This is a genomic window from Streptosporangium sp. NPDC000509 (assembly GCF_042898365.1).
Taxonomy (GTDB): domain Bacteria; phylum Actinomycetota; class Actinomycetes; order Streptosporangiales; family Streptosporangiaceae; genus Streptosporangium.
This window is the reverse complement of record NZ_JBIAYX010000003.1, coordinates 452,041-477,417: the sequence shown is the minus strand read 5'-3', so window position 1 is coordinate 477,417 and position 25,377 is coordinate 452,041. Positions and strand designations below refer to the sequence as shown.

Here is a 25,377-nt window from a genome sequence, read left to right as displayed (position 1 = left end):
GGTGCGTCAACGAGGCGTCCGTATGTCGTAATGGGATGGTCAATACCAGGGTGCGAGCCCCGAGTCAGGTTCGACCGTGGTCGCGGGGGTGACCTACCCTCGATCTCGATCATGCGTCGGCCGGTACAACGGAGCGATCCGTGAAGCGTCAACCCTCCGGCCTGGAGCCGGGTCCCCCGGGTGGAGACCAAATGCAGCCAAGTGTGTCCCGTCCGCCCAACGCCCTGACAGGGCCCTGGTACAGAATCCAGGCGATCACGGCGCCCTCGCGCAGTTCCTCCGCGGAGTGGGACTTCGTCACCGTCCTGCCCGCGGTGCTCTCCACGGCCCAGCGCAACCGGCCCTTCGTGGTCGGCTGGCTCTCGCGAGGGTCGGGCGCCCCGCTGGAGCTGATCACCAACGCGGGGCCGCTCACCCCGCCGCGTCCGCCCCGCAGGGCCGCCACCGAGGCCGAGCAGGTCCCGGGCGGTCCGGAACCGCTGCTCTTCCCCAGCGGTGCCCGCGGCGTCCGGATCGGCGACGAATGGCTCCGCGACCTGTCCGACCTCGCCTGGACCGTCTGCCCGGGACGTCAGGCACCTCCGCTCGGCGGACGCAGAGAGCCGGACGCCGACGAGATCAGGCGGCCCACGCTTTTCGAGTCGACGCTGGTCACGCTCATGTCCCGGCCGTTCGCCTGGCTGGTGGTGGCCGAGCAGACCGACCTGCTCGACGCCGAGGTCGCGCACCTGCGCACCCAGCTCAACGTGCTGCGGCAGTACGGTGACGCCTCCGAGCGTTCCCGCTACGACGCGGAACGGGCCGAGCGGCGCATGCAGGAGCTGGACGCCTTTCGCGAGGCCGGGCTCTGGAACGTCCGGGTGCTCGCCGGCGCCGCGGGTCCCGAGGAACTGCGCCAGATCGCCCCGGTGCTCGTCGGTTCCGCCGAGATGAGCCACCACCCCTACCGCCTGCGCAGCGCGCTGTCCGGTCCCGTCTACGGCTTCGCCGAGGCGCTCGCGACCACCCTGCAGGACCCGGCGGACGGCGCGGCCTCCCCGTTCGCGGCCACCGCCGGGGCGCTCGCCGCTCTCGCCGGGCTGCCGCACCGGGAGGTGCCGGGGGTACGGGTCCTCGACGCGGGCTTCTTCGACGTGACCAGCGAGGCGGACACCGTGCCCGGCGAGCTCACCGTCGAGCTCGGGTCCATCCTCGACGGCCAGGACAGGCCGGTCGGCTCGTTCAAGGTCCCGCTGGCCACCCTCAACCGGCACGCGTTCATCACCGGCGCCACCGGCTCCGGCAAGTCGCAGACCGTCAGGCATCTGCTGGAACAGCTCACCGGCGCGGGCATCCCGTGGCTCGCGATCGAGCCCGCCAAGTCCGAGTACGCCTCGATGGGCGGCAGGATCGAGCACCTCGCCCCGGTGACCGTGATCAACCCGTCGGCACCGGAGAGCGTGCCGTTCAGCGTCAACCCGCTCGCCCCCGAGCCCGGATACCCGGTCCAGGCGCACATCGACATGGTCCGAGCCCTGTTCATGGCGGCCTTCGACGCCGAGGAGCCGTTCCCGCAGATCATGTCGCTCGCCCTGCAGCGGGTGTACGAGGCCAACGGCTGGGACGTGGTCACCGGCTGGGCCGCCCCCGGCGCCGCCGTCCGGCCCGCCGTGCCGACCCTCGAACAGCTCCAGCAGCACGCGATGGACGTGATCAAGGAGATCGGCTACGGCAAGGAGGTCCAGGCCGACGTGGAGGGCTTCATCTCGCTGCGGCTGCGGTCGCTGCGGGTGGGCTCCGCGGGCCGCTTCTTCGAGGGCGGGCACCCCGCCGACATCGGCGACCTGCTCCAGCGCAACGTGGTGCTCGCGATCGAGGACGTCGCGAACGACGAGGACAAGGCGTTCCTGATGGGCACCTTGATCATCCGGATCGTGGAGCACCTGCGGATGCGGGCCAGGAAGGAGCGCAGCAGCGGGCTCAAGCACGTCATCGTGATCGAGGAGGCACACCGGCTGCTGCGCGACCGGGGCGCGGGGCGGGCCAGCACGCACGCCGTCGAACTCCTGGCGGGCATGCTCGCCGAGATCCGCGCGTACGGCGAGGGCATCGTGGTCGCCGAGCAGATCCCCACGAAGCTCGTCTCCGACGTGGTGAAGAACACCGCGCTGAAGGTGATCCACCGGCTCCCCGCCGAGGACGACCGCCAGCTGGTCGGCGCGGCGACGAACCTGAGCGAGGAGCAGTCCCGGCAGGTCGTCTCGCTCCCTCCCGGTGTCGCCGCGGTCTTCGCCGACGGCATGGACCGGCCGTTGCGCGTCCAGGTGCCGCTGGGCGAGGACCGCGAGCGTCCGGTCCCCGGCCAGATGCCGCCCATCTGTGGCCGTCGCTCGGCGGCCTGCGGGCAGGAGTGCCGCACCGGCCGGGCGTGCACGCTGGTCGAGCTGCGCGAGGCGGACCTGCTCGCCGCTGCCTCCGACTGGGCGTGGCTGCGGATCTGGGCCGACACGCTGGTGCTGGCGTTCTGCACCAACCGGCCGCTGCCGGGAGTGCCCAGGGCGCTCGCCGGCCTCTGGGCGGATCTCCCGCCGCGACGGCGCGAGTGCCTGCTGGCCACGGCGGTGGAACGCTGCGTGGGCCGTCGCGCGTGGTCGCTGCGGACCGTGAACGACCCGACCACGCTGACCGAGCAGGTCGCCGTGGTCGCGACCAGGCTGCTCGGCCCCGACCGCGACCCCGGCGAGCGGCCGGGACCCGCCTGGGTGATCCCGCAGGTGCGGTGGCTGCACGAGGTGGACAGGCTCTTCCCGCACGGCCAGCCCGCGCCCAACCCTCGCGGCTCCGCGCCGGTCATGGAGTACGCGCTGTTCAACCGTCCGGCCGGGGGCACCGAGCTGCTCGGCCACCGGGCCAAGGCGCTGCGCCACCACCCGCTGTCCATGGAGGTGGAGAGGAACCGGGAGCTGGCCTGGCGGGTGATCCTCGGTGACGACGACCGCGAGAGCGTGGAGCGTGACATCCTCACGGTCACCATCGGCCTCGACCCGGCGGAGCGGCTCCGGCACGTGTCCCAGGCCATGGGGGCCGGCTGGCTGGAGAGTGTGCTGTCGTGGCCAGGCCGGTTCGTGCAGCCCTTCGACGAGGATTCGCCGGAGTCGGCGGAACTCGTCTTCACCGAGGGGTGAGGACAGTGTTGTTTGTCGGCTTTTTTCGGTGCTTTCTCACCGGGTGCGAAGGCTTCCCCATCTCACCGTCACCGAGGGGTGCGTGTGACGTGCCTCCGGGGGTGACGGTGCCGAAGCAGGGCTAAGATCTGCGGCATGAACGATTCGGTGATTCCGGTCCCGCGGCCGGGCCGGTCGGCCGCCGGGTCGTCCCGTGACGGGTCGCCAAGCGAGGAGACGGTATGACTCAGCTTCCGCTGCGGGCGCAGCTCGCCACCGCTCTCGGCCGGACGGCCGCGACCCTGTCCCGGGTCACCGGGCGTGGGGACGGATCGGTGATCGGGGGCAGGGTCAGCCTGGTCCTGGAGCCCGATCTTCTGCGCAAGCTCGCGCACGACCGCAAGCTCGCGCTGGTGAGCGCGACCAACGGCAAGACGACGACGACCCGCCTGATCACCTCCGCGCTGTCGGAGCTCGGCGACGTCGCCACCAACGCCTTCGGCGCCAACATGCCCGCCGGGCACGTCTCGGCGCTGTCGTCGGCCAAGCACGCCCCGTACGGCGTGTTGGAGGTCGACGAGAAATACCTGCCCGAGGTGATCGACACCACCGGGGCCGGGGTCGTCTGCCTGATGAACCTCAGCCGCGACCAGATGGACCGGGCGGGCGAGATCTGGCTGCTCGCCCAGAAATGGCGGCGGGCGCTCGCCGGCAAGAACACCCACGTGATCGCCAACGCGGACGACCCGCTGGTGACCTGGGGCGCCTCCACCGCGGCCTCGGTCACCTGGGTGTCGGCGGGACAGCCGTGGAAGGAGGACTCCTGGTGCTGCCCCGAGTGCGGCGGCCCCCTCGACCGCAAGGGCATGGAGTACGTCCCGCCCGGCAGTATCGGCGCCGGTGCCGCCTCGACGGCGGGGGAGAACGACTGGGCCTGCCGCGAGTGCACCTTCCGGCGGCCCGAGCCGTCCTGGGTCCTCGACGACGACGCGGTGATCGACCCGCGCGGGCAGCGCTGGGTGCTCGACATCCAGCTTCCCGGGCGCGCCAACCGGGCCAACGCGGCGATCGCGCTCGCCACCGCGGAGGTGTTCGGCCTGCCGGTCGAGCGGGCGCTGCCCCGGCTGCGCGAGGTGAAGTCGGTCGCCGGCCGATACACCACGGTGGAACGCGACGGCCGGCACGCCCGGCTGCTGCTCGCCAAGAACCCGGCCGGATGGCTGGAGGCCTTCGACGTGCTCGACGCCTCGCTTCCGGTGATCCTCTCGGTGAACGCCCAGGGGCCCGACGGTCGCGACACCTCATGGCTGTGGGACGTCGACTACCGCGTGCTGCGCGGCAGGCCGGTCTTCGTGACCGGCGAACGGCGGCTCGACCTCGCGCTCCGGCTGGACGTGGCCGACGTGCCGTTCCAACTGGCGAACTCGTTCGAGCAGGCGCTCGCCGCGCAACCGTCGGGCAAGGTCGACGTGATCGCCAACTACACCGCCTTCCAGCAGATCCGATCGGAGTTCGGTCGTGCAGTCTGACAGCGCCCTGCGCCTTGTCTGGATTTATCCGGACCTACTGAGCACGTACGGCGACCAGGGCAACGTCCTGGTCCTGGAGCAGCGCGCCAAGCGCCGGGGCATCCCGGTCGAGACCGTGCACGTACGCTCGGCCGACCCGGTTCCCGAGAGCGGCGACATCTACCTCATCGGCGGCGGTGAGGACCGGCCGCAGATCCTCGCCTCCGAGCGGCTCCGGCGCGACGGCGGCCTGCACCGGGCCATCCAGCGGGGCGCGGCCCTGCTCGCCGTGTGCGCGGGCTACCAGATCATGGGCACCACGTTCGGTGGTGAGGAGGGCCAGCCGGTCGACGGCATCGGCCTGATCGACATCTCCAGCGGGCGCGGTCAGGGCCGGGCCGTCGGGGAGCTGGCGGGGGAGGCGGACCCGGCACTGGGCATCTCCACGCTCACCGGCTTCGAGAACCACATGGGCGTCACCAGGCTCGGGGCCGGAATCCGGCCGCTGGCCCGGACGGCGGTCGGTACGGGCAACGGCGACGGCACCGAGGGCTGCTACACCGGCAAGATCGTCGGCACCTATCTGCACGGTCCCGCGCTCGCCCGCAACCCCGGCCTCGCCGACCTGCTGCTCACCTGGGCGGTGGGCGCCCAGCTGCCGCCGATCGACGACTCCTGGTTCGACCGGCTTCGCGAGGAGCGCCTCACCGCGGTGCTGCCCCGCTGATCAGGCGGCTCCTGCCGGCGGGGCGTCTCCGCCGGCAGCGGGTGCTCCGGTGCTCTCAGTAGACGAGGGCCTGGACGCCCTCCTCCAGGACCTCCTCCACGAAGGTGGAGGCGCCCGCGATGCGTATGCCCTCGATCACGTCGTCGACCGTGATGTCCCGTCGGGTCGCGCACTGCGTGCACAGGGTCACCCTGCCGCCCGCGAGCACCGCGTCGAGCAGGTCGCCGAGCTGGGCCGCGTGCGGGAGGGTGAACTCCTTCGCCCGTCCGGGGAGGGCGAACCAGGCGGACTCGCCCGTCAGCCAGAGCGAGACGGGAACGCCGCTCGCCAACGCCGCCGCGGCCACGGTGAAGGCCTGATTGCAGCGCTCAGGCGAGTCTTCGCCCGCGGTAACCTTGATCACCAGTGATCGTGCCATGTTCGCAGCCTATGCGGCCCGGCATCACCGGCGCGAACCATATCGCAGCGGCTCTAGGCTCGTTTCCATGGACGTTCCCGAACTGCATCCCGATCTTGAGCCGATCTCCTTCCTCGTGGGTCGATGGGAAGGCGCCGGGGTCGGTGGATATCCGACGATCGAGAGTTTCAACTTCGGCCAGGAGATCGTCTTCGGTCACAACGGCAAGCCGTTCCTGACCTACAGCAGTCGCACCTGGCTGCTCGACGAGGAGGGCGGCAAGGTCCGCCCGCTGGGCACCGAGACCGGTTTCTGGCGCCAGCTTCCCGGCCGTCAGCTTGAGGTGTGCCTGTCACACCCCACGGGCATCGTGGAGATCTACGTCGGCGAGGTGGTCTTCAACAAGATCGAGCTCCAGACCGACGTGGTGGCCCGCACCGCGACCGCGAAGGAGTACACCGCGGGCCACCGCCTCTACGGCCTGGTCAACGGCAACCTGATGTGGGCGTACGACATGGCCTCCATGGGGCAGCCGCTCCAGTCCCACATCTCGGCCGAGCTCAAGAGGGTCGGCGACTTCGTGCCCGACGAGGTGTGAGGCCGGCCCGATGGGGTCCGCTCGGTGGGGCCACCCGGTGGGGTTCGTCCCGACGGCGCGTGAGGCGGGGCGCCCGGCACCCGCGCTCGGGTGAGTGTCCGGCACCCGCGCTCGGGTGAGGCGGGGCGCTGGTTACGCTCTGGGACATGAGCACTCCCTTCACCCCCGACGTGGTCGAGGCGATCAAGCGCCACATGAACGACGACCACGCCGACGACGCGCTGCTGATCTGCAGGGGCCTCGGCGGGCAACCCGAGGCCACCGGCGCGACGACGACCGGTGTCGACGCCGAGGCGATCGAGTTCGCCGCCGTCGTCGACGGGCGGGACGTCACGGTCCGGGTTCCCTGGAGCACCACGCTGACCGAACGCGCCCAGGTCCGTACGGAGGTCGTCCGCCTCTACCGTGACGCCTGCACCGCCCTCGGCGTCCCCGCACGCGGCGAGCACTGACCGTCGGATCCCCGCCGTACGAGGTGACGCCGCCGGGTGGACCTTGCCCACCGACTCCTTCTGAACGGGGAGAGGTGATCGAGAAGAAGGAGCCGGGAAAGGGAAGAACCCCGGGCCACTTCCCCCTGCTCGGCAGGGGGGCCGGTGGACTACAGGCGGGATCGCCCGCCTCCGGCGGCCCGGGGTTCCGGTGATTGTCGTGGATTCGCCGAACGTCGCCTGACGCCCGGACAGAGTCCGGTCGCGGCGTCCTAGCGGACAGCCACCTCGCTAGCCCAACTATGATCAACCATCGTTCGGACCACCTCCTTTCGGCGTGCCTGTACGTTATGAAACTCCGCGCCCTCGAGGCAAATGAATTTTCCAAACCCGCCTCTGCCCTCCAGAGCCCGCCCTCTGACCAGCCCTGATGCGGCTCGGCGAGGGGGTTGGCGGGACGCCACGGCGGCCGGAGCCGATCGTTCGACCGCCGCCGGCGCCCTGTGCGAATATCGCCACGATAGGTGTTCGAATGGTCGCCTGAAGTGAACTACTTGCTACAGGTGGATGGCAGTATTCATCTATGGGGCAATGCCACCTCTGCTGCTGCCTCTACTCCGTTCCAACGTCACAAGGGAGTTGCTCGCCTGGCTGTATTTGCATCCAGAGAACGAGTATTCGATAACCGACCTCACCGCACGAACAGGCTCGTCCCGGGCGACGGTGAGTCGTGAGGTGGACCGGCTCATGGATGCCGGGCTGACGTCGGAGAGGCGACACGGCAACCTTCGTCTTGTCCGCGCCAATCCTGACACGATCGTCGCGCGGCCACTGACCGATCTACTGGTGGTGATCTTCGGTCCGGCGGCCGTCCCGCCGCCTCTTCTTGAGCCGATCTCCGGCATCGACGAGGCGTACATTTACGGCTCCTGGGCTGCTCGATCCGCGAATCAGGCCGGACCGCCGCCACGTGATATCGACGTTCTCGTCGTGGGATCCGCGGACGAGCTCTACGACGCGGCGCGAGCGGCCGAACGAATTCTCGGTCGCGAGGTGAACATCAGCCGCATCTCCTTGGCGACGTGGACCGACGACAGCTTGAACCCAAGCGGTCTTTCCCGATAAATGTGAGTGGCGAAAAGCCGCTACGACATTATTGTGCATTTGGGTTTAATGTAATATAAGGTAAAATTGTGAGTTTCCTGCGAGGGAGACCTGTGTGTCGCTGTGGGCTCATCTGGTCGCGGCCGACCGGCACCCGTCTTGCTCCGCGGACGGCGAGCTGCAAGGTAAGCGCTTACTCGGTGCGCTGATCGCTCCCGACGCTGAGGCAAGGGCTTTCCTGAGTGGCTATTCTGGGTGAAACCGCACGGGGAGGGATTGGATCTGTGGCGACACTGGCTGATGTCGCACGTCTGGCTGGCGTATCGTCAGCCACCGTGTCGCGGATCATCAACGGCAACCCCAAGCCCGTGGCCGAAGCTCTGCGTGAGCGGGTGCTGGCCGCCGTCGAGGAGTTGCAGTACGTGCCCAACGCGCACGCTCAGCTCCTCGCCCGCTCGCACCGCAGCGCGATCGGCGTCATCGTGCACGACGTCTCAGACCCGTACTTCGCCGAGATCATCCGTGGGCTGCAACGTGTCGCTACCGAAAACGGGCGACTCGTCATCACCTGCAACAGCTACCGCAACCCGGACAGAGAACTCGAATACGTCGAGCTGCTGCGTGCCCATCAGGTCGCGGCGATCATTCTCGCCGGCTCCGGTTACCATGACGACGCCTTCACCGCCAAGATGAACAGCAAGCTGCGCGTCTACCAGGCCACCGGCGGCCGAACCGTGGTCATCGGCCGCCATGACCACGTCGGCGACGCCGTCTTGCCCGACAACGAGAAGGGCGGCTACCTGCTGGCCGCTGAGCTGTACACCCTGGGCCACCGGCGGTTCGGGGTCATCGCCGGTCCTGAGCAGATGACCACCACCACGGACCGGCTCGCCGGGCTGCGCCGCGCTGCGCGGGAGCACGGACGAAGGTTGCCGACCCGGCGTATCGCATACGGCGACTTCGACCGCACCAGCGGAATGGCCGCCGCCGCGGCGCTGCTCGACGCTGAGCCGAAGCTGACCGCCATAGCCGCGCTCAACGACTCGATGGCCATCGGCGCCCTCGCGCTGCTGCGTTCGCGTGGCATCGCTGTTCCCGACGAGGTCAGCGTGATCGGCTTTGACGACATGCCTATCGCGTCGGATGTCACCCCCGCGCTCACCACCATCCGTCTCCCGCTCGCCGACATGGGCGCCCGCGCCGTGATCCTCGCCCTGCAGCCGGCCGAAGGCGATGACGTGCTGCGTATCGTGCGGGTGGGAGCGGAGCTCATCCGCCGGGAGAGCGCCGGCCCGGCGCGGCGGTAGCACCTCTTCCCCGTGCCGGGCGCCTTGTTCGGTGGGAGGCGGGTCTCCCCGTCGGTGATGCGTGAAGGGTGACCCTCGCGACGCCGGGCGTCGCGAGGGTCACCATCGCGGGGTCAGGGGCTCGGTGGTGTCAGAGCCGTTCGATCCAGACGTTGCGGAATCGTGGGTTGTCGCCGGGGTCGCCGTGGTCCTGTAGCTTGATCTTGCCCGGGGCGGGGTCCTCCGCTCTGCCCGCGCCGGTCGGGCCGTCGATGGCCACGTTGTCGTGCACCAGTTTTCCGTTCCACTTCACGGTTATCCGCGCGTCCTCCACCTTCTTGGCCGCGTTGTCGAAGCGCGCCGCGCGGAACTCGATGTCGTACGTCTGCCACTCACCGGTCGGCCGCGCCGCGTTCACGTCCGGCGCCTTCTTCAGATAAAGAGAGCCGGCGCCGTTGAGCTCCGGGGGTCGCCCGTAGGACTCCAGCACCTGCAGTTCGTAGCTCTCGTAGATGTACACGCCGCTGTTGCCGCGGGCCTGCCCGGTGACCTCCGGCGGGTAGTGCGGCTGGTACCACTCGATGTGCATGCGGAAGTCGCCGAACCGTTCCTTCGTGCGGATGTCACCGCCGAGCGACTCCATCGACCCGTTCGCCACGGGCCACGTCGCCGGACCGCCGGACGTCGTCTCCCACGCGTCGAGGTTGGTGCCGTCGAACAGCGTGATCCGCTTCTTCGACGGCGTCACCGTGATCTTGTCCAGGTTGACGCGTCCAAAGTCGGTTGCTTCGTAGACGTAGGCGATGGTGTTCGCACCGGGGCGCAGCGTCACCGTCTCCGTCTGGGTCGCCCAGTTGGCCCAGGCCCCGGTGGGGGCGAGCCAGATCTGCTTCTCCTTCTTGCCGTTGACGTACAGGCTCATCGACTTCGAAGGCGGGTTGGTGGGGATCGAGTTGGGGCCGTTCGCGTACCGCAGTTCGATGTCGTGGCGGCCGGCCTTGTCGGCGCGGACGGCGAACGTGGTGCTGGCGCCCGGTTCCCAGTTGCGGTCGACGAAACCGGCGCCCGAGTAGCCGGCGTGGTTGGTGTTCCAGCCGGTCCCACCGGCCAGCTTCGCGGACTCCGCCTCGTACTCGGCCGGCGCCGTCGTGCCGTCGGCCAGCCGGTTGAGCGTGTACCACGCCTCGGTGCTCCACAGTTCCTGACCGGACGCCGAGTCGAACGGGCGCGGGGAGTGCACGTGCACCACGTGGCCCGGCTTCAGGCCCGCGAGCTTCAGCGTCACCTTCTTGCGGTCCTTCGACAGGGTCGCCGAGGTGACCTCGAGGGTCTGCTCACCGATCTTCGGGCCGCCGTACTGGGGCGTCGCCACGTACCGCCACTGCTTGACCTTGTACTTGGCGGCGAGGTTCTGCGCGGTCTCGTCGGACAGCGGCTGCGTGTACTCGAGTTCGAAGCCGTCCTTGACGGCCCGCATCTTGCGGATGTCGAACGCCTCGGCGCCGTTGAGGCTGAGCTTCTGCAGGCCGTAGCTGAGCTTGCCCGCCTGGCCCCAGTTGCCCGCCCAGCCGATGCCGCCGGTGTAGATCGCGTTGTCCGGGCCGAGGCCGATCCGGCTCACCCCGGACTCGAGCCCCTGGGTCATGCGGAACACGGCGCCCTGGTACTCGCCCGCGACCTTCTCCAGGTACGCGCGCTGCAGACCGCCGTAGGTCACGTCGCCGAACACCATCTGGCCCTTGAACACGCCGTCGGGCAGCACGATCGGGTTGCTCGGCGAGTTGGAGATCTCGTTGTGCGGCAACCAGAGCACGGGTTCGGTCACCGGCTGGTCGTCGTACGTGCCACTCGGGTTGACGTAGTGGTTGTAGAAGGCGCCCTCCTTGATCCGCACCAGCTTCGACGCCGGCACCCACATGCCCTGGTTGTCGGTGACGAAGATGTCGTTCCCCGGCCCCCAGCCGATGCCGTTGGGCGTGCGCAGCCCACTGGCCACATAGGTCACTTCGCCCGTCTTCTTGTTGATCTTGAGGGTGCTGCCGCGGTGGGGAACGGGCTGCGGGTTGGCGGTCGCGCCGCCGGGGACCATCGCGATGCCCGTGGTGACGTAGAAGTACCCGCCCTTGTACAGCAGGCCGAACGCGAACTCGTGGTAGTTGCCGCTGAACGGCCAGGTCGCGATCCTGCGGTACTCGTCGGTGACCTCGTCGCCTGTCTTGTCCACGAGCGCGGTCAGCTGGTGTTTCTCCGACACGTAGATGGTGCCGTCGACGTACTTGAGGCCCATCGGTTCCTGCAGGCCGTGGGCGATCCGCTTGGTGGTCACCTTGCTCGGGTCGGTGTTGCCGGTGACGCCGTCGAGCAGGTACACCTCGCCGAGCACGGTCACCCGGTCACCGCCCCAGGTGGAGATGGCCAGCCGGCCGTCCGGCAGCCAGTCCATGCCGGTGACCTGCGGCTGGAAGCCGTCCGGGCGCAGGTTCGTCAGCGTGTAGGCCGGGTGCACACCGGTCAGCGGCAGCCCGTCGCCGGGGGCGTCGGTGACGCCCTCACACTGCTTGCGGCCGGGTGAGGTGACCCGCACGACCTCGGAGTCGGTGCTCAGCACCGAGGTCGGCACGAGGGTGTAGCCGGTCGCGCCCGGTGGCCGCCACTCGAGCCGCAGCCGCTTGGTGGACTGGGCGTCGAAGTGCTCGATGCGCAGCGCGTGGTAGCCCGCGGTCAGGTCGATCGAGCCGTCCTTCGGGGTGGCGCCGTGGCGGCCGGGGTGGTCGATCACCTGGGTGCCGTCGAGGAAGAACCGTGCGCCGTCGTCGCTGATGAGCCGGAAGTCGTGGGTCCCGGCGGTGGTGATGTTGAGGTTGCCGCTCACTTCGGTGACGAACTGGTTCGCGAACCCGAAGTCCGCGGTGGTCGTCCAGTCGATCGTCGGCATCACCTTGTCGATGTTGGGTGTCTGGCCTGGTTTGAGCACGCAGTAGTCGAACAGGGCGACCTGCACGTCGTACACGCGCATCGTCACGCCCGGTTCCTGGGGCGGGATGTCGGCCTGGGAGACGGCGTGGACGGGGAGTGGCGTCGACAGGAACGGCAGGAGCAACGCAGCGGCGGCTGTGGCGGCCGCGCCGAACCACCGTCGCCTGCGTCTGGGCCGGCTGGTGGTCGGGGGCGTGCTGTGATCCATCTTCCCTCACAGTGGCTGGGGGGTGGACGTGCGGTCAGGATCAGCGGACAGGTAAGCGTTTTCCTAGGAAAGCGCTTTCGACCGTAAACAGAAGACAGGGCGGCGGTCAAGAGGTCCTTCGAAGGGTGGTTCGCGAGTGAATGTCCCTTTTGTCGCTCAGGGTTGGCGGAGGCGGGCCGGGCAAGGGATTGGATGCTCGTATCCAGCGCATTTCGGAAACTGTGCTCCTTTTCGGGCGAGTCGAGTGAAAAGAACCGTTGACGGGTACGTGTCCGGCTGGTTACGGTCGTGGCAATCGGACTAGGAAAGCCCTTTCCTGGCTCTGCGAGGCGGTCGCGCCCAGCTTCCGCCCTCACGGTGATCCGACCCGGAGAAGGAGTGCCTGTGCAGAACCAAGCGGCTGACCACGGCATTGACCTGGATGCGAAGAACCGGTCCGCGTCGACGACGACTCCGACAGGGGCACGGGCCGGGACGTCCACCGAGGTAACCGCTCCGGCGAATCGCCCACCCGCCCCGACAGGGCGAGCCGACCGTCCTGGCATTCGCCTGCTGCGCTTCGCCGGGGCGCTCTGGCGACCCGCGCTTCTGCTCGCCGCCGTCTTCGCCGTCTGGTGGCTCGTCGCCGAGCTCGGATTGATGCCGAACTACCTGCTGCCCACCCCGGGCCAGGTCTGGGAGACCATGATCGAAGACTGGGCGTTTCTGATGCGGAACACGTATGTGACGCTGTATGAGACGGTCATCGGCTTCATCCTGGCCGGCCTGCTGGGTCTGGGTACCGCTGTCCTGATCGCCTACTCACCCACGATGGAGAAGGCCATCTACCCCATCGTGCTCTTCGCCCAGGTGATTCCGAAGATCGCGATCGCCCCGCTGCTCGTGGTCTGGTTCGGCGTCGGGCTCACGCCGAAGATCGTCCTGGCCGTTCTCATCGCGTTCTTCCCGGTTGTCATCTCCGGGGTGGCCGGTCTGCGATCGACGGATCCGGAGCTGATCGACCTGTCCGCGACCATGGGCGCCGGCCGGTGGAAGACGTTCCGCAAGATCCAATTCCCGAACGCGCTCCCGCATCTGATGGCCGGGTTGAAGGTCGCCGTGACCCTGGCGGTGGTCGGCGCCGTCGTCGGCGAGTTCGTCGGTGCCGACGAGGGCCTCGGCTACGTACTGCTGCTGGCCAACGGCAATCTGGACGCCCCGTTGCTCTTCGCCGACCTGTTCCTGATGTCGTTGATCGGCATCGTCCTCTTCGTCATCGTCGAGGTGGCGGAGGCCCTGCTCATCCCGTGGCACGCCAGCCGTCGTACCGGCGTACCGCTGACCACGTCCTGAATCGCTCCACACACCCCCACCCCCCCGCCGGATGCTTCGGGAGGCATCGCCAATGAGAAGTCTTGGGTATACCGCCGCCGTGCTCCTGCTGGTGGGAACGGTGGCCGCCTGCGGCGGCAGCGACGCCGAACAGCCAGGCGCCGCCGACGGCGCCAAAACGGTGAACCTGACCCTGAACTGGGTTCCCTACGGCGAGCACGCTCCGTTCTACTACGGGGTCAAGAAGGGCTTCTACGATGCCGAGGGCATCAAGCTGACGATCAAACCCGGCGGAGGGTCCGGGAAGACCATCCAGGCGGTGGCCCAGGAGCAGACCGACTTCGGCTGGGCGGACACTCCGCCACTGCTCAAGGGCATCACCTCGGGCATGAAGGTCAAGAGCGTGGGGGTGTTCCTCCAGAAGGGTCCGGCTTCCATCGAATCCCTCGCCGAGACCGGCATCAAGGCACCCGCCGATCTCAAGGGAAAGACCGTGGGCGGCACCCCGGGCGATGCCATCTACGCCACCTTCCCCGCCTGGCTCAAGGCCAATGGGCTCTCCGAGCAGGACGTCAAGGTGGTCAACCTCGACGCGGCCGGGAAGATCGCCGCTCTCGCCGAGGGCAAGGTCGACGCCATCCAGGGCTTCTTCCACGATCAGGCGCCGACCATCGAGGCCAAAACCGGCAAGGACGTCGATTACCTGCTCTACGCCGACTGGGGGATGAACATGTTGGGCACCGGCCTGGTGGTCAACGAGAACACGCTGAGCAAGGACCCGGACATGGTGAAGGCGTTCGTCCGGGCCACCCAGAGGTCCTGGAGCGAGGCGGCCAAGGACATCCCCGGCGCCGTCGACGCGATGGCCGAACTGGCCGAGAACGAGCCTGAGAAGGACGTGCTGGTCAAGCAGCTGACGCTGGCCGTGCCGCTGCTCGACGTCGCCGCCGGCGGCACGCCCGGGGTCAACGCCGAGGCGAAGTGGACCGAAACCATCAATCTGATGACCCAGTACGCCGAGCTGGGAGACCCCGGCGCCCCGTCGAAGTACTGGGACGGCTCCTACGGCAGCAACGGGTGAGGCGGAGATGACCACAGCCGCAGCGACGCTGACCGACACCGCGATCGACATCACCGACCTGACCGTCCAGTTCCAGTCGAAACGATCCCAGACCCTGGCGGTCGACAACGTCACCCTACGGGTTGACGCGGGCGAGTTCATCACGATCGTGGGACCGTCCGGGTGCGGGAAGTCCACCGTGCTCAAAATCATCGCCGGTCTGGTCAAGCCCACCAGCGGTACGGTCGCCCTCCTCGGTCGGCCGGTCACCCAGCCGCAGAAGGACATCGGCTTCGTCTTCCAGCGGGCGGCCCTGCTTGAGTGGCGAGGTGTGCGGAAGAACATCCTGCTGCAGGCAGAGATGCGTGGGTTGGACCGGGCGTGGGCTGCCCGCCGGGCCGACGAACTGATCGAGCTCACCGGCCTGACCGGCTTCGAGAACGCGCTCCCGCACGAGTTGTCGGGCGGCATGCAGCAGCGGGTGGCCCTCTGCCGGGCGCTGCTGCACCAACCGCCGGTGCTCCTCATGGACGAGCCGTTCGGAGCGCTCGACGCGTTGACCCGCGAGCAGCTCAACACCGAGTTGAACCGGATCTGGCAGGAGACCGGGACCACCATCGTCCTGGTCACCCACTCCATCGCCGAGGCGGTGTTCCTCGGCACCCGGGTCGAGGTGATGAGCCCGCGTCCGGGCCGCATCGTGCGCACTCTCTCCGTCGACCTGCCCCTCGACCGGGACTACGCGCAGGTGATGTCCGACGAACGGTTCGACCGGTTGGCCACGCAGATCCGCGAACTCCTCGGCTCGGGAGCCAACCACTGATCGACAGCCACGCGCCGAGGCGGTGGACCGACGCCGCCGGGGCGTGGCTCGGACTCGGTGCGGCGCCCGCCGCGCTGATCCTGGGCGCCGGGATCGCGCACCGGCACGGCGGCGCCGTGCCGGTGCTCGGCCTGGCCGGGGGCGCCGCGCTGATGGCGCTGTTGCTCTTCGGCCAGGGGGCCCTGGGGGTACGGCCGCCGTACGGTGAAGGCGGGACGCTGACCGAGGTCGCGCCCCGGTATCTGCCGGCGGCCGGGCGGCTCCTGCTCGGCTGGGTGCTCGGCGCCGCGATGATCGGGTGGAATGGTTTCAACGTCGGGCTGGGCGGCGCCTCCCTGGCCGCGGTGTTCGGCATCCCCGGACCGATGGGCGCGCTACTGCTCGCGGCAGCCGTCCTGGCCGTGTCCTACGCCTCGCCCGCGGCCGGCAACCGGATCGCCGTGCTCACCACGCTGGCGGCACTCGCCCTGGTCACCGTATGCGTGGCGCTGCTGCGGCCGGCGACGCCGCCGGTGACCCTGTCGATGGGCGGTCCAGGTGGGCTGGGCGGCCTGGGCGTGGCTGCCGACATCGCCGTCATCGGCGGCTACGTGTCGGTCTTCGCGCTGCGCGCACCCGACTTCAGCCGTGGCCTCTCCACCCGCCGGGACCTCGTCCGGTGCGTCCTGTTGCTGGTCGCCCCGGCGGTCGTGGTCATCGCGGCGGGCGCCGGGGTCTGGTTGCACACCGGCTCCACCGACGTGGTCTCGGCGCTGGCGGACGCCGACGGTCTTTCGTCGTACGCCAATCTGTTCGTCACGGCCGGGGTCTTCGCGCCCGCGCTGACCACCACCTACTCGGGCGCCCTGGCGCTGCGCGCGGTCCGTCCGACGATGTCGAACTCGGCCGCCATGCTGATGGTGACCGTACCCGGTGCGCTGTTGGCCACGGTCCGCTTCGACCTCCTGCTGCTGCCCTGGTTGTCGGTGCTCGGGGCGATCCTGCCGCCACTGATCATCCCGATGGCGACGGAGGCGTGGCGGCGTCGGCGCGGCCGGTCGCCCCGGCCGGTCGCGACCTGGACCTGGCTGCCGGCCGGCCTGGTCGCGACCGCGTTGACCGTGGCGGGGTCCCCGGTCGCGGGGGTGGCCGGCCTGGCGCTGGCGTCGCTGGCCACCGTGTCGCACCTCTGGCGTGGCCGTCGGTGACCGATGGCCGGGCAGCGACCTTGACCGGCTCGATGAGCGACCCGGTGCGGCCCGGGGGAGTGGGCGGCCGGTGTTGACGGTGCCGGTGCGTGGTAATAGCGTCGAGCCATAGTCTGGAAAGCCCTTTCCTGAGACATTTCTTTCCGAGAAAGGTGATGCCGATGAGTATGTCGACGGAGCGAGTCACACCGCTGCCGGGCGGGGTCGGAGTCTCCCGGCTCTGCGTTTACGATTCGATCGCTCCGGACGGCGAGATCGGCGGTACCCCTCACCTGCACCTGGCCTGCGCCGAGGCGTACGTGGTGATATCCGGATCGGGGCTCGTGCAGACGCTCACGCTTTCCGGATACCGGGAGACCCGGTTGCGTCCGGGGGCCGTTGTCTGGTTCGCTCCGGGCACGATTCACCGGCTGGTCAACAACGGCGGCCTGGAGATCGTCGTCCTCATGCAGAACAGCGGTCTTCCCGAGGCAGGCGACGCCGTGCTGACCCTTCCGCCGGACCTGCTCGCCGACCCCGCGACGTACGCCGCCGCCGTGGCGCTGCCCGGCGGCGGCGCGCCAGGCGCGGACGTGACCGCCGCCTATGCTCGGCGTGACCTCGCCGTACGCGGGTTCGAGCGGCTGCGGGCCGCCGCGTTGGCCGACGATCTCACCCCGTTGCGCGAGTTCCATGCCGCGGCGATCCGCCTCGTCCGGCCGCACGTGGACGACTGGCGGCGGAAATGGCGCGACGGCGCGTTGCGGGCGGCCGACGAGACCGGACATCAGCTCGACGCGCTCGCTCGCGGCGAAGCGCCACACCTGGCCGAGGCGCAGGTCCACCAGATGGCAGAGCCACGCGACCGTGGCCGACTGGGCATGTGCGGCCTGCTCGACACCTATCCGGTGAGTTGACCGCCTCCATACCGGCGAATCCACCGGTACAGGCGGTCGGGCCGTGGGAGGACGAGGGGAGCCTCGGTGCTCATAGACTCTGTATATGACCGAGACGTCGTGGCATGAGGAACTCCGGGCGCGCGGTTACCGGGTCACTCCGCAGCGCCAACTGGTGCTTGAGGCGGTCAAGGCCTGCGAGCACGCCACCCCGGAGGAGATCTGCAACCGGGTGCGGGAGACCGCTCGCGGGGTGAACATATCCACCGTCTACCGCACTCTTGAGCTCCTTGAGGAGCTCGGCATGGTCACCCACTCCCATCTCGGGCACGGCGCCCCCACCTACCACCTGACGTCCGAGGCCGATCATGTTCATCTGGTCTGCCGCGGTTGCGGGGAGATCAGTGAAGTGAGCCCCGACCTGGTGGAGGACTTCGTCGCCAACCTCGACCAGAAGCTCGGGTTCCTCACCGATGTGCACCATCTGACGGTCTTCGGCCGCTGCCGCAAGTGCCGCTGAGCCGCCGGGGAGATCGTCGCCGGACCGGCGGGACCCCGGGGCCGGGGCTCGTCGCGCTTCGGCCGCCGAGCCACTGAGCCGAGCCGCCGGGGTGTGTCGCGCAGGCCGGGACCCGTCTGTGGGAAGAGTCGCCGCCGTGCTCTTTGGCGGAGCCTCGTAGGCTGTGTTCATGCGAAGCCCTCTGCTGGACACTCCCGGCGCGGTCGCGGCCGAGAGCCCCGACGCCGACGTCGCCGGACACTACGGCGACCCGTTCGCCGAGCAGCGCGCGCTGCTCGCCGGGGAGGCGATGGTCGACCGGAGCAACCGCGAGGTCGTCCGGATCTCCGGACCCGATCGTCTGAGCTGGCTCAACAGCCTCAGCTCGCAGAAACTCGACGACCTGAAACCGGGACGGCCCACCGAGACGCTGCTGCTGGACGCCCAGGGCAGGGTGGAGCACCACCTCGTCCTCGTCGACGACGGCGAGGCGGTGTGGGCGCACGTCGAGCCGGGCACCGGCGCGGAGGTGGCCGCGTTCCTCGACAAGATGCGGTTCATGCTCAGGGTCGAGGTCGCCGACGTGACGGATCGCTACGCCGTGGTCTCCGTGGCGGGGGAGGCGCGCCCCGACCTGCCCGAGGGCGCCGTCGCCGTGGGGCAGGACATCCTGCTCCCGCGCGAGCTGCTCGCCGGGCGGCTCGGGCTGGGCCTCGCCGGGCTCTGGGCGTACGAGGCGCTGCGGATCGAGGGGCACCGTCCCCGCCTGGGCTTCGAGACCGACCACAAGACGATCCCGCACGAGGTGGGCTGGATCGGCTCGGCCCTGCACCTCAACAAGGGCTGTTACAAGGGCCAGGAGACCGTGGCCCGCGTCCACAACCTGGGCCACCCGCCCCGCCGCCTGGTCTTCCTGCACCTGGACGGCAGCGTCGACACCCTGCCCAAGCACGGTGCGCCGGTGACCCTGGACGGGGCGGAGGTCGGTTTCGTGGGGAGTTCGGCGCGCCATCACGAGCTGGGGCCGGTCGCGCTCGCCGTGGTCAAGCGGACCGTGCCGGTGGACGCCACGCTGGAGGCCGCGGGGGTGGCCGCGTCCCAGGAGGTCATCGTGCCGCCGGACGCCGGACGCAACGTCCAGATCGACCCGAGCCTGCGCCGCCGCATCCGCTGACCCCGAGGGCGCCCGTCGGCGCCGCGCCCCGGTCGTGGTCACCGGGGCGCGGCGGGGTCAGATGTCCAGAATCAGGGTGATCGGGCCGTCGTTGGTGAGCCCGACCTTCATGTCGGCACCGAACACCCCGGTCTCCACGCGGGCGCCCAGCGCGCGCAGTTCGGCGCAGACCGCCTCCACCAGCGGCTCGGCGACCGGTCCAGGGGCGGCGGCCTGCCAGGTGGGACGGCGGCCCTTGCGGGCGTCGCCGTACAGGGTGAACTGGCTGACCACCAGCAGTGGCGCGCCGATGTCGGAGCAGGACTTCTCGCCGGAGAGGATCCGCAGGCCCCAGAGCTTGGCGGCGAGCCTGGCCGCCTCGGCGCGCGTGTCGGTATGGGTCACGCCGACCAGGACGAGCAGCCCCGGTTCGTCGATCGCCCCGACCGTCGCGCCGTCCACCACCACCGACGCGGAACTCACCCGCTGTACGACCGCACGCATACCCCCATCATCCCGTGTCCCCGGGCGTCCCTAGACTTCGGGCGAAAGGAGACAAAGGTGTCTGCTGAGTCATTGTTCGTCGAGGTTGTCCGCTCGGGGTTCGTGGAGTCCACCCATCGGGCGCGGATGCTCGCGGTGGCCGCCGACGGGTCGCTGGTGAGGGTTCACGGGGCGGTGGACGCCCTGGTGTCGCCGCGTTCGTCCATGAAGCCCCTGCAGGCGCTCGGGATGGTCCGCGCCGGGCTCCCCCTGGAGGGGGAGTTGCTCGCGCTGGCGTGCGCGAGTCACGTGGGGGAGCCGTTCCACGTGGACGGGGTACGGAGGATCCTGGCCGGGGCGGGGCTGGAGGAGAGCGCGCTCGGCTGTCCCGCGGACCTGCCTGAGGACGTCGCCTCCCGCGAGGAGGTGCTGCGTTCAGGAGGGGGCCGGGCCAGGGTCTACATGAACTGCTCGGGCAAGCACGCGGCGATGCTGGCCACCTGCGTGGCCAACGGCTGGCCCCTGGAGACCTACCTCGACCCGGCGCATCCGCTGCAGCGGGCCGTGCGCGCCACGATCGAGGAACTGACCGGCGAGCGCGTCGCCGCGAGCGGGGTGGACGGCTGCGGCGCACCGCTGTTCTTCGTCTCGATGCTGGGTGTGACCCGGGCGTTCCGCGCCCTCGTCCTCGCCGATCCCGACTCCCCGGAGCGTCGCGTCGCCGACGCGTTCCGCGCCCACCCCGAGTGGACGTCGGGGACCACCCGCCCCGAGGCCCGGCTGATGCGGGCGGTCCCCGGGCTGCTGGTCAAGGCCGGCGCGGAGGCCTTCGACGCCTTCGTCTTCGCCGACGGGCGCTCGGGAACCGTCAAGATCGAGGACGGTGGCCAGCGCGCCCGCGTCCCGGTCACCGTCGCGGCCCTGACCGCCCTCGGCTTCGAGGCCCCGGGACTCGACGAACTCGCCACCGGGGTCGTGCTCGGCGGAGGGCGTCCGGTGGGCGAGGTCCGCGTGCGGTAGCCGTCCGGGGCTCGCGTACGGCGGCTCTCAGAGGGAGCGGAACTGGCGGGTGGTGGAGATCGCCCCCGAGGTGGTCATGGTGAAGGTCCGCATCGAGTCGGCGAACCTGGACAGGTCCCACTCGGCCGGGCCGTGATACCAGTACAGGTTGTCGGCCTGCTGTCCGTTGCCGGTGACCGAGGAGACCACGCGGGCCCAGCGGTCGACGTTGTCGAAGATGACGGCGTAGGGCAGGTAGCGGGAGAACAGCTCCACCCGCTGGGCCTCGGGGACGTCCCCGCCGAGGTCGGCGCTGGACAGATACTCCCTGAAGCCGAGGGTGTGGGCGAGGGCGCCCGCGCCCTTCGCGGTCTTGGCGGGCATGTACTGGCCGCCCACCGCGAGGGCGGCACCGGCGATGATCAGGGCCAGGCCGAGCACCCCGTACGTGGTGAGCCAGGCCAGCCCGACGGTGGCGAGGACGCCGAGCCCGGTGAGGACCACCCCGAGGGTCGTCCAGCGTGTGCGGACGGTGTCGGGGCGGCGGGCGAACCAGCCCTGCGTGACCACGTCGCGGTAGAGCGCCTCGCGGACCCTGCCCAGCTTGGCGCCGAACGATCCCTGGAGCTCCGAGAGCAGCACCGCGTCACGGCCGTCGAAGATGGCGTCGTAGAGCTCCCGCTCGTAGGGCAGCAGCGAGGCGACCTGGGCGGCGGGCATCCGCACGAGCCTCCAGTCGGGGGTCTCGTACGTCTGCCGGGGTTGTTCGTCGATCCTGAGGTAGCCCCGCACGGCCAGGTCGACGATCGTGGCGGTCACGTCGATCACGTCGGCCTGCTCGTCCATGAGGGTGCCGATCTGGCCGGGGCGGACACCGTCCGGCGGGGCGAAGTGACCGTTCTCGACGCCGCTGAGCGAGCCCGACTCGTGGCCGACCACGCGGGCGTCGCGGCCCCTGGTCCAGTAGAGGAGGCCGAGGCCGCCGAGCATCAGCAGGAGCAGGCCGGCCAGCGCGCCGCCGGTGACGGCGTTCAGGGTGAAGGCGTTGGACAGCTCGAAGCGGCGCTCCAGGACCGGTGCCCCCTTGGTGGCGCCGGCGGGGTAACCGACGACCACGGTGAGCACCTCACCGGCGCCGAGGTCCTGCTGCCCGAACTCGGCGGCGACGCCCGTGTGGTCCATGGACGCCTCGGTGCAGGCGATCGCCGAGGTGAGGGGGCCGGCGAAGCACGACAGGTTCTGCGTCGTGGCCGGCCCGCTCACGCTGACCCTGGCCTGCTCCACGGGAACGGACCAGGCGCCCACCGCGTACCAGCGCAGTTCCTGGGCGTCGGCGAGCGGTGTGACGGCGCCCAGGACGTCGTACTCCAGGGTGGCGCTTCCCGATCCTTTCAGGGTGATGGTCTCGCCGGTCAGCGTGGCGTCGCCCTTGAGACCGGTGACCTGGTAGAGGCGGTCGCTGCGATCGTCGTAGCGGGTCCGGGCGACGAGGTCGCGCGACGGCGCGTCACCCTCGAAGACGACCTCCTCCCTGACGTGGAGCACGCCGTCCTGCCGGAGCTCCAGCTGGACGGTCGTGCTGGTCACCTTGCCGTCCTGCGCGGAGCGGACGGCCTGCGCGGAGCGTGCGGCACGGATGCTCCGTTCGGTCCGAGAGGAGTGGGGCTCCGCCTCGGTCCGCACGGTCCGGGAGGACTCCGCTCCGGTCGGGCCGCTCGCCAGGGCGGGGGACGCGAGGGCGAGGGACGTGCCGAGCGTGAGCGCGAGGATCGCCGTCGCGGCCAGGGTTCCGGCTGCTCGGTGCGAGAAAGATGCCGCCATGTGCCGGGAGCTTAGCGAGATCCACCGACCTGTGACGGTCCACCCCGTATCCATTTTTTCCCGCTTATAAACCTATATGTGGTTATATCCGCTAGATTGCCGCCCGTAGATCAACTCTTTGGAGGGGCGGTCGCATGCGCTCACGGGGGGCGAACCCGCTGGCCTTCGGCGTGCTCGGGGTGCTCGCCACGGCGTTCACCGCGGTCGTGGTGATCGCGAGCCTGGCCGGTGAGAAGGATGTCGAGCTTCCCGCCGGGCCGGGGACCGCCCCGGTGGCGACGAGGAGCGCCGCCCCCCAGCAGACGGGTGACAGCGAGGTCACCACGCCGGACTTCACCCCGCCGGAGAAGCTGAACCTCGGCTCGCTGGGCGACGCCGAGATCACGCCGGTCGCCGCGAAACGGAACGCCGCCGGAAGGAGCACCGCCGTCGACCTCCGCCAGATGCGGCGCTCGGACACCGCGGCCCGGCTCAAGCGCAACCCGCTGTACGGCACGGGCCTGATGCGTCCCACCTCGTGCCGTGCCCCGCGGCCCTCGACCCGGCCCCGCGAGATGCTCTCCTATCTCAACGCCGTCACCGACTGCCTGGACCGGGCGTGGTCGGCGAAGTTCTCCCAGGCCGGCGCGCTCTTCCTCCCGGCCCGCAGGGTCTACTGGTCCCGTCAGGGGCGAGGGCCCTGCGGGACGTACCCCGACGCCAACGCCTCCGCCTACTACTGCCCGTCCAACCGGGGCATGTACATCGGCCTGAGCCATGTGATCGAGCAGAGCGGCGACCTCGACCCCGCCGCCAACCACGTGCCCTACATGACCGTGCTCGCCCACGAGTACGCGCACCACGTGCAGAGCATGGCGGGCATCGGCGGAGCCTGGTGGTGGGAGGTCTCCGACAGGTCCCGTGCCGCCCAGGACTCCCACTCCCGCCGCAGCGAACTCCAGGCGCAGTGCCTCGCCGGAGCCTTCGCCCGCACCGTACGGGTCCCGCTGGGAGTCACCAACGCACGCTGGCAGGAGGTCCTGCGCACCGAGTACGGGCGCGGTGACGACCAGAACGGCGGTGCCCGGCGCGACCACGGCAGCGGCGAGCGCTACGCCGCCTGGCTCGACCACGGCTGGAAGTACGCCAGGATCGCCTACTGCAACACCTGGTCCGTCGGCCCTTCCGATGTCAGCTGACCCCTCCCCGCCACCGGTGGACATCTGCAATCATGTCGGGAGCCTGACGTTTCCTGAGGTGGTATGCGCGCGCCCGTACGTAGCCGACCGTGGGCGTTCGCGGCCGCATTCCTTGTAGCGATTTCTTCCCTTATTTCGGGATGTAGCGCCGGAAGCGGTCTGGCCACGCCGATGACCGCCGGTACGAAATCCCCGCCCGCCTGGCCGTCCCGGGCCCCGCTCGTCATGATCGTCGGTGACAGCTTCACGGTCGGGTCGGGTCCGGTACGAGGATGGGACGGCTACGCGGCCCGGGTCGCGCGGGAGCTGGGCTGGCAACTGATCACCGCGGGCGCCGCGGGGACGGGCTTCGTCAACCCCGGCAGGGTGGGCCGGACCTTCCAGGACTCCTTCGTCAAGGAGCTCTCCTGGCGTCCCGAGCCCGACATGCTCATCATCTCCGGCGGGCGCAACGACCGCCGGGTCGAGGCCGCGAGGATCGAGAACGCGGCCGTCCGGCTGGTGGAGCTGGCCAGGCGGAGGTGGCCGCACACCAGGATCGTGCTGGTCGGTCCGATCTGGATGACGAAGGCACCCCGGTGGGCCTACGGCGTGCGGGAGGCCGTCGCGCTCGCCGCCGACCGGCAGGAGGTGTCCTTCCTCGACCCGTTCGAGGCCCTCGGCCCGCACGGCCGGGGCTGGGGGCGCGGGGCGGTGCTGCCCGACGGCGTCCACCCCACCCTCGTCGGCCACGTACGCCTCTCGCGCTGGATGGTCTCCGCGCTGCACGCCTACGGCATCGACGCGCGCCCTTCCTGAGAGAGGAGGGGGCCCGGCCGACCGTGAGCCGGGAGGCCCGGCAGCGGAGGGGCGTTGAACCCCTCGTGGAACATAAAGGACATTTCGCCATAAAACAATCCGCCAGAGTTTAATGACCGCCATAAACGGACAATCGATGCGTAAAAGGATTGAATTACTGTTTATGGGCAGACATGGCAGGAAAGTATGACAAGCGGGATGGCTTACATGTCTCCATCTCTAGTGATTTCCGACTGATCAAGAAATGTCGGTAATCGGGGTAATTGAACCTTTCGAGGGGAAAAGCAATGCCCAAGTTCAAGAGTGTCATCACCGGGATCGCCTTCAGCGTGGCGCTGACCGGAGGGGTCGTCGGCGCAGGGGCGGCGACCACCGCCGCGAGCGCCTCCGCGTCGACCGCCGCGATCACCGCGGCGGCCTTCCCGACCTGGGGCGGCGGTGGCTGTGGCCGCCGCTGCGGCTGCGGCGGCGGCGGTTGCGGAGGCTGGGGAGGTTGGGGCCACCGCGGCGGCCACCAGCGCTTCAAGCTACGGATCAACAACCACAACAACAACAACAACTTCCTGTCGAACAGGAACACCAACGGCCGCTTCGTGTTCGACGACGACTGATCGGACTCCTGATCGCCGGACCCGCGCCCGCGACCTCGTCTCGGGCGCGGCACGGGAAACCCCGTGGCCGGTGTGAACCGGCCACGGGGCCGCGGGGGGGGGCCCCCGGGGGGGGGGGGCCCCCCCCCGGGCGGGGGGGGGGGGGGCGGCGCGGGGGGGGGGGGGCCCCGGGGGCCGCGGGGGGGGGGGGGTGGAGACCGG

22 protein-coding genes are annotated in these 25,377 nt (G+C 69.9%); 18 read left to right on the top strand and 4 right to left on the bottom strand.

Annotation, left to right across the window (positions count from 1 at the left end; genetic code table 11):
* Window positions 1–191 precede the first annotated feature (191 nt).
* The 3 genes from ACFY3D_RS08410 (at window position 192) to ACFY3D_RS08400 (ending at window position 5,378) form a co-directional block, all read left to right on the top strand.
* Window positions 192–3,164: an ATP-binding protein gene (locus tag ACFY3D_RS08410; RefSeq protein WP_350943093.1), complete on the top strand. Its 2,973-nt coding sequence runs from the start codon at window positions 192–194 to the stop codon at window positions 3,162–3,164.
* 221 nt (window positions 3,165–3,385) lie between these two features.
* Complete coding sequence (locus ACFY3D_RS08405; RefSeq protein WP_386208520.1) at window positions 3,386–4,672, top strand: MurT ligase domain-containing protein; 1,287 nt, start codon at window positions 3,386–3,388, stop codon at window positions 4,670–4,672.
* Window positions 4,662–5,378, top strand: a complete 717-nt coding sequence (locus ACFY3D_RS08400) for a type 1 glutamine amidotransferase (protein WP_389976430.1) — start codon at window positions 4,662–4,664, stop codon at window positions 5,376–5,378. The genes ACFY3D_RS08405 and ACFY3D_RS08400 overlap by 11 nt, the downstream gene beginning before the upstream one ends.
* A 55-nt stretch (window positions 5,379–5,433) precedes the next feature.
* Here ACFY3D_RS08400 and ACFY3D_RS08395 read toward each other — a convergent pair whose 3' ends face one another.
* Complete coding sequence (locus ACFY3D_RS08395; protein WP_350943097.1) at window positions 5,434–5,796, bottom strand: DsrE family protein; 363 nt, start codon at window positions 5,794–5,796, stop codon at window positions 5,434–5,436.
* 67 nt (window positions 5,797–5,863) lie between these two features.
* Between ACFY3D_RS08395 and ACFY3D_RS08390 the strand changes: the two genes are divergently transcribed.
* From ACFY3D_RS08390 to ACFY3D_RS08375, 4 genes are all read left to right on the top strand, one after another.
* Window positions 5,864–6,373 carry an FABP family protein gene (locus tag ACFY3D_RS08390; protein WP_350943099.1) on the top strand — a complete coding sequence of 170 codons (510 nt, stop codon included), beginning with the start codon at window positions 5,864–5,866 and terminating at the stop codon, window positions 6,371–6,373.
* Between the two features lie 146 nt (window positions 6,374–6,519).
* Window positions 6,520–6,825: a DUF2470 domain-containing protein gene (locus ACFY3D_RS08385; protein ID WP_350943100.1), complete on the top strand. Its 306-nt coding sequence runs from the start codon at window positions 6,520–6,522 to the stop codon at window positions 6,823–6,825.
* A 618-nt stretch (window positions 6,826–7,443) separates the two neighbouring features.
* Window positions 7,444–7,929 carry a hypothetical protein gene (locus ACFY3D_RS08380; protein ID WP_389976426.1) on the top strand — a complete coding sequence of 162 codons (486 nt, stop codon included), beginning with the start codon at window positions 7,444–7,446 and terminating at the stop codon, window positions 7,927–7,929.
* A gap of 263 nt (window positions 7,930–8,192) precedes the next feature.
* Window positions 8,193–9,215, top strand: coding sequence for a LacI family DNA-binding transcriptional regulator (locus tag ACFY3D_RS08375; RefSeq protein ID WP_389976423.1), 1,023 nt, complete (start codon window positions 8,193–8,195; stop codon window positions 9,213–9,215).
* A 130-nt stretch (window positions 9,216–9,345) separates the two neighbouring features.
* On the opposite strand, the gene ACFY3D_RS08370 is transcribed toward ACFY3D_RS08375, so the two are convergent.
* Complete coding sequence (locus ACFY3D_RS08370) at window positions 9,346–12,378, bottom strand: family 16 glycoside hydrolase (RefSeq protein WP_389976420.1); 3,033 nt, start codon at window positions 12,376–12,378, stop codon at window positions 9,346–9,348.
* 384 nt (window positions 12,379–12,762) lie between these two features.
* Between ACFY3D_RS08370 and ACFY3D_RS08365 the strand changes: the two genes are divergently transcribed.
* The 7 genes from ACFY3D_RS08365 to ACFY3D_RS08335 all read left to right on the top strand — a co-directional run bounded on the left by ACFY3D_RS08365 (window position 12,763) and on the right by ACFY3D_RS08335 (window position 19,307).
* The gene (locus ACFY3D_RS08365) at window positions 12,763–13,710 is read left to right on the top strand and encodes an ABC transporter permease (RefSeq protein WP_389976417.1); all 948 of its coding nucleotides are present in this window, start codon (window positions 12,763–12,765) and stop codon (window positions 13,708–13,710) included.
* A gap of 52 nt (window positions 13,711–13,762) precedes the next feature.
* Window positions 13,763–14,770 carry an ABC transporter substrate-binding protein gene (locus tag ACFY3D_RS08360; RefSeq protein WP_389976414.1) on the top strand — a complete coding sequence of 336 codons (1,008 nt, stop codon included), beginning with the start codon at window positions 13,763–13,765 and terminating at the stop codon, window positions 14,768–14,770.
* Between the two features lie 7 nt (window positions 14,771–14,777).
* Window positions 14,778–15,572 carry an ABC transporter ATP-binding protein gene (locus ACFY3D_RS08355; RefSeq protein ID WP_389976411.1) on the top strand — a complete coding sequence of 265 codons (795 nt, stop codon included), beginning with the start codon at window positions 14,778–14,780 and terminating at the stop codon, window positions 15,570–15,572.
* Between the two features lie 116 nt (window positions 15,573–15,688).
* Window positions 15,689–16,759 carry a hypothetical protein gene (locus ACFY3D_RS08350; protein WP_350943114.1) on the top strand — a complete coding sequence of 357 codons (1,071 nt, stop codon included), beginning with the start codon at window positions 15,689–15,691 and terminating at the stop codon, window positions 16,757–16,759.
* A 161-nt stretch (window positions 16,760–16,920) separates the two neighbouring features.
* Window positions 16,921–17,655 (top strand): cupin domain-containing protein, encoded by a 735-nt coding sequence (locus ACFY3D_RS08345; protein ID WP_362906788.1) that lies wholly within the window; start codon window positions 16,921–16,923, stop codon window positions 17,653–17,655.
* An 85-nt stretch (window positions 17,656–17,740) separates the two neighbouring features.
* Window positions 17,741–18,154 (top strand): Fur family transcriptional regulator, encoded by a 414-nt coding sequence (locus tag ACFY3D_RS08340; RefSeq protein WP_350943118.1) that lies wholly within the window; start codon window positions 17,741–17,743, stop codon window positions 18,152–18,154.
* A gap of 169 nt (window positions 18,155–18,323) precedes the next feature.
* Complete coding sequence (locus ACFY3D_RS08335) at window positions 18,324–19,307, top strand: YgfZ/GcvT domain-containing protein (protein WP_389976408.1); 984 nt, start codon at window positions 18,324–18,326, stop codon at window positions 19,305–19,307.
* 57 nt (window positions 19,308–19,364) lie between these two features.
* On the opposite strand, the gene dtd is transcribed toward ACFY3D_RS08335, so the two are convergent.
* The gene (dtd, locus tag ACFY3D_RS08330; RefSeq protein ID WP_350943120.1) at window positions 19,365–19,790 is read right to left on the bottom strand and encodes a D-aminoacyl-tRNA deacylase; all 426 of its coding nucleotides are present in this window, start codon (window positions 19,788–19,790) and stop codon (window positions 19,365–19,367) included.
* 57 nt (window positions 19,791–19,847) lie between these two features.
* On the opposite strand from dtd, the gene ACFY3D_RS08325 reads away from it, so the two are divergent.
* A complete protein-coding gene (locus tag ACFY3D_RS08325; protein ID WP_389976405.1) occupies window positions 19,848–20,789 on the top strand; it encodes an asparaginase in 942 nt (313 codons plus the stop codon).
* A 27-nt stretch (window positions 20,790–20,816) separates the two neighbouring features.
* On the opposite strand, the gene ACFY3D_RS08320 is transcribed toward ACFY3D_RS08325, so the two are convergent.
* On the bottom strand, window positions 20,817–22,589 hold the full coding sequence (locus tag ACFY3D_RS08320) for a DUF2207 domain-containing protein (RefSeq protein WP_389976402.1): 1,773 nt from the start codon (window positions 22,587–22,589) through the stop codon (window positions 20,817–20,819).
* 134 nt (window positions 22,590–22,723) lie between these two features.
* Here ACFY3D_RS08320 and ACFY3D_RS08315 point away from each other — a divergent pair, with 134 nt between their 5' ends.
* From ACFY3D_RS08315 to ACFY3D_RS08305, 3 genes are all read left to right on the top strand, one after another.
* On the top strand, window positions 22,724–23,767 hold the full coding sequence (locus tag ACFY3D_RS08315; protein WP_389976400.1) for a neutral zinc metallopeptidase: 1,044 nt from the start codon (window positions 22,724–22,726) through the stop codon (window positions 23,765–23,767).
* 171 nt (window positions 23,768–23,938) lie between these two features.
* Entirely contained in the window at window positions 23,939–24,565 is a 627-nt protein-coding gene (locus ACFY3D_RS08310) for an SGNH/GDSL hydrolase family protein (RefSeq protein WP_350943126.1), read from the top strand.
* Between the two features lie 287 nt (window positions 24,566–24,852).
* Window positions 24,853–25,176, top strand: a complete 324-nt coding sequence (locus ACFY3D_RS08305) for a hypothetical protein (protein WP_389976397.1) — start codon at window positions 24,853–24,855, stop codon at window positions 25,174–25,176.
* The last annotated feature ends 201 nt before the right edge of the window (window positions 25,177–25,377 follow it).

What these genes read in the sequence shown, in the direction of transcription:
- ACFY3D_RS08410 (WP_350943093.1), top strand. Translation starts at nt 192, where the DNA reads ATGCAGCCAAGTGTGTCCCGTCCGCCCAACGCCCTGACAGGGCCCTGG.
- ACFY3D_RS08405 (WP_386208520.1), top strand. Translation starts at nt 3,386, where the DNA reads ATGACTCAGCTTCCGCTGCGGGCGCAGCTCGCCACCGCTCTCGGCCGG.
- ACFY3D_RS08395 (WP_350943097.1), bottom strand. Translation starts at nt 5,796, where the DNA reads ATGGCACGATCACTGGTGATCAAGGTTACCGCGGGCGAAGACTCGCCT.
- ACFY3D_RS08390 (WP_350943099.1), top strand. Translation starts at nt 5,864, where the DNA reads ATGGACGTTCCCGAACTGCATCCCGATCTTGAGCCGATCTCCTTCCTC.
- ACFY3D_RS08385 (WP_350943100.1), top strand. Translation starts at nt 6,520, where the DNA reads ATGAGCACTCCCTTCACCCCCGACGTGGTCGAGGCGATCAAGCGCCAC.
- ACFY3D_RS08370 (WP_389976420.1), bottom strand. Translation starts at nt 12,378, where the DNA reads ATGGATCACAGCACGCCCCCGACCACCAGCCGGCCCAGACGCAGGCGA.
- ACFY3D_RS08360 (WP_389976414.1), top strand. Translation starts at nt 13,763, where the DNA reads ATGAGAAGTCTTGGGTATACCGCCGCCGTGCTCCTGCTGGTGGGAACG.
- ACFY3D_RS08355 (WP_389976411.1), top strand. Translation starts at nt 14,778, where the DNA reads ATGACCACAGCCGCAGCGACGCTGACCGACACCGCGATCGACATCACC.
- ACFY3D_RS08345 (WP_362906788.1), top strand. Translation starts at nt 16,921, where the DNA reads ATGAGTATGTCGACGGAGCGAGTCACACCGCTGCCGGGCGGGGTCGGA.
- ACFY3D_RS08340 (WP_350943118.1), top strand. Translation starts at nt 17,741, where the DNA reads ATGACCGAGACGTCGTGGCATGAGGAACTCCGGGCGCGCGGTTACCGG.
- ACFY3D_RS08335 (WP_389976408.1), top strand. Translation starts at nt 18,324, where the DNA reads ATGCGAAGCCCTCTGCTGGACACTCCCGGCGCGGTCGCGGCCGAGAGC.
- dtd (WP_350943120.1), bottom strand. Translation starts at nt 19,790, where the DNA reads ATGCGTGCGGTCGTACAGCGGGTGAGTTCCGCGTCGGTGGTGGTGGAC.
- ACFY3D_RS08320 (WP_389976402.1), bottom strand. Translation starts at nt 22,589, where the DNA reads ATGGCGGCATCTTTCTCGCACCGAGCAGCCGGAACCCTGGCCGCGACG.
- ACFY3D_RS08315 (WP_389976400.1), top strand. Translation starts at nt 22,724, where the DNA reads ATGCGCTCACGGGGGGCGAACCCGCTGGCCTTCGGCGTGCTCGGGGTG.
- ACFY3D_RS08310 (WP_350943126.1), top strand. Translation starts at nt 23,939, where the DNA reads ATGACCGCCGGTACGAAATCCCCGCCCGCCTGGCCGTCCCGGGCCCCG.
- ACFY3D_RS08305 (WP_389976397.1), top strand. Translation starts at nt 24,853, where the DNA reads ATGCCCAAGTTCAAGAGTGTCATCACCGGGATCGCCTTCAGCGTGGCG.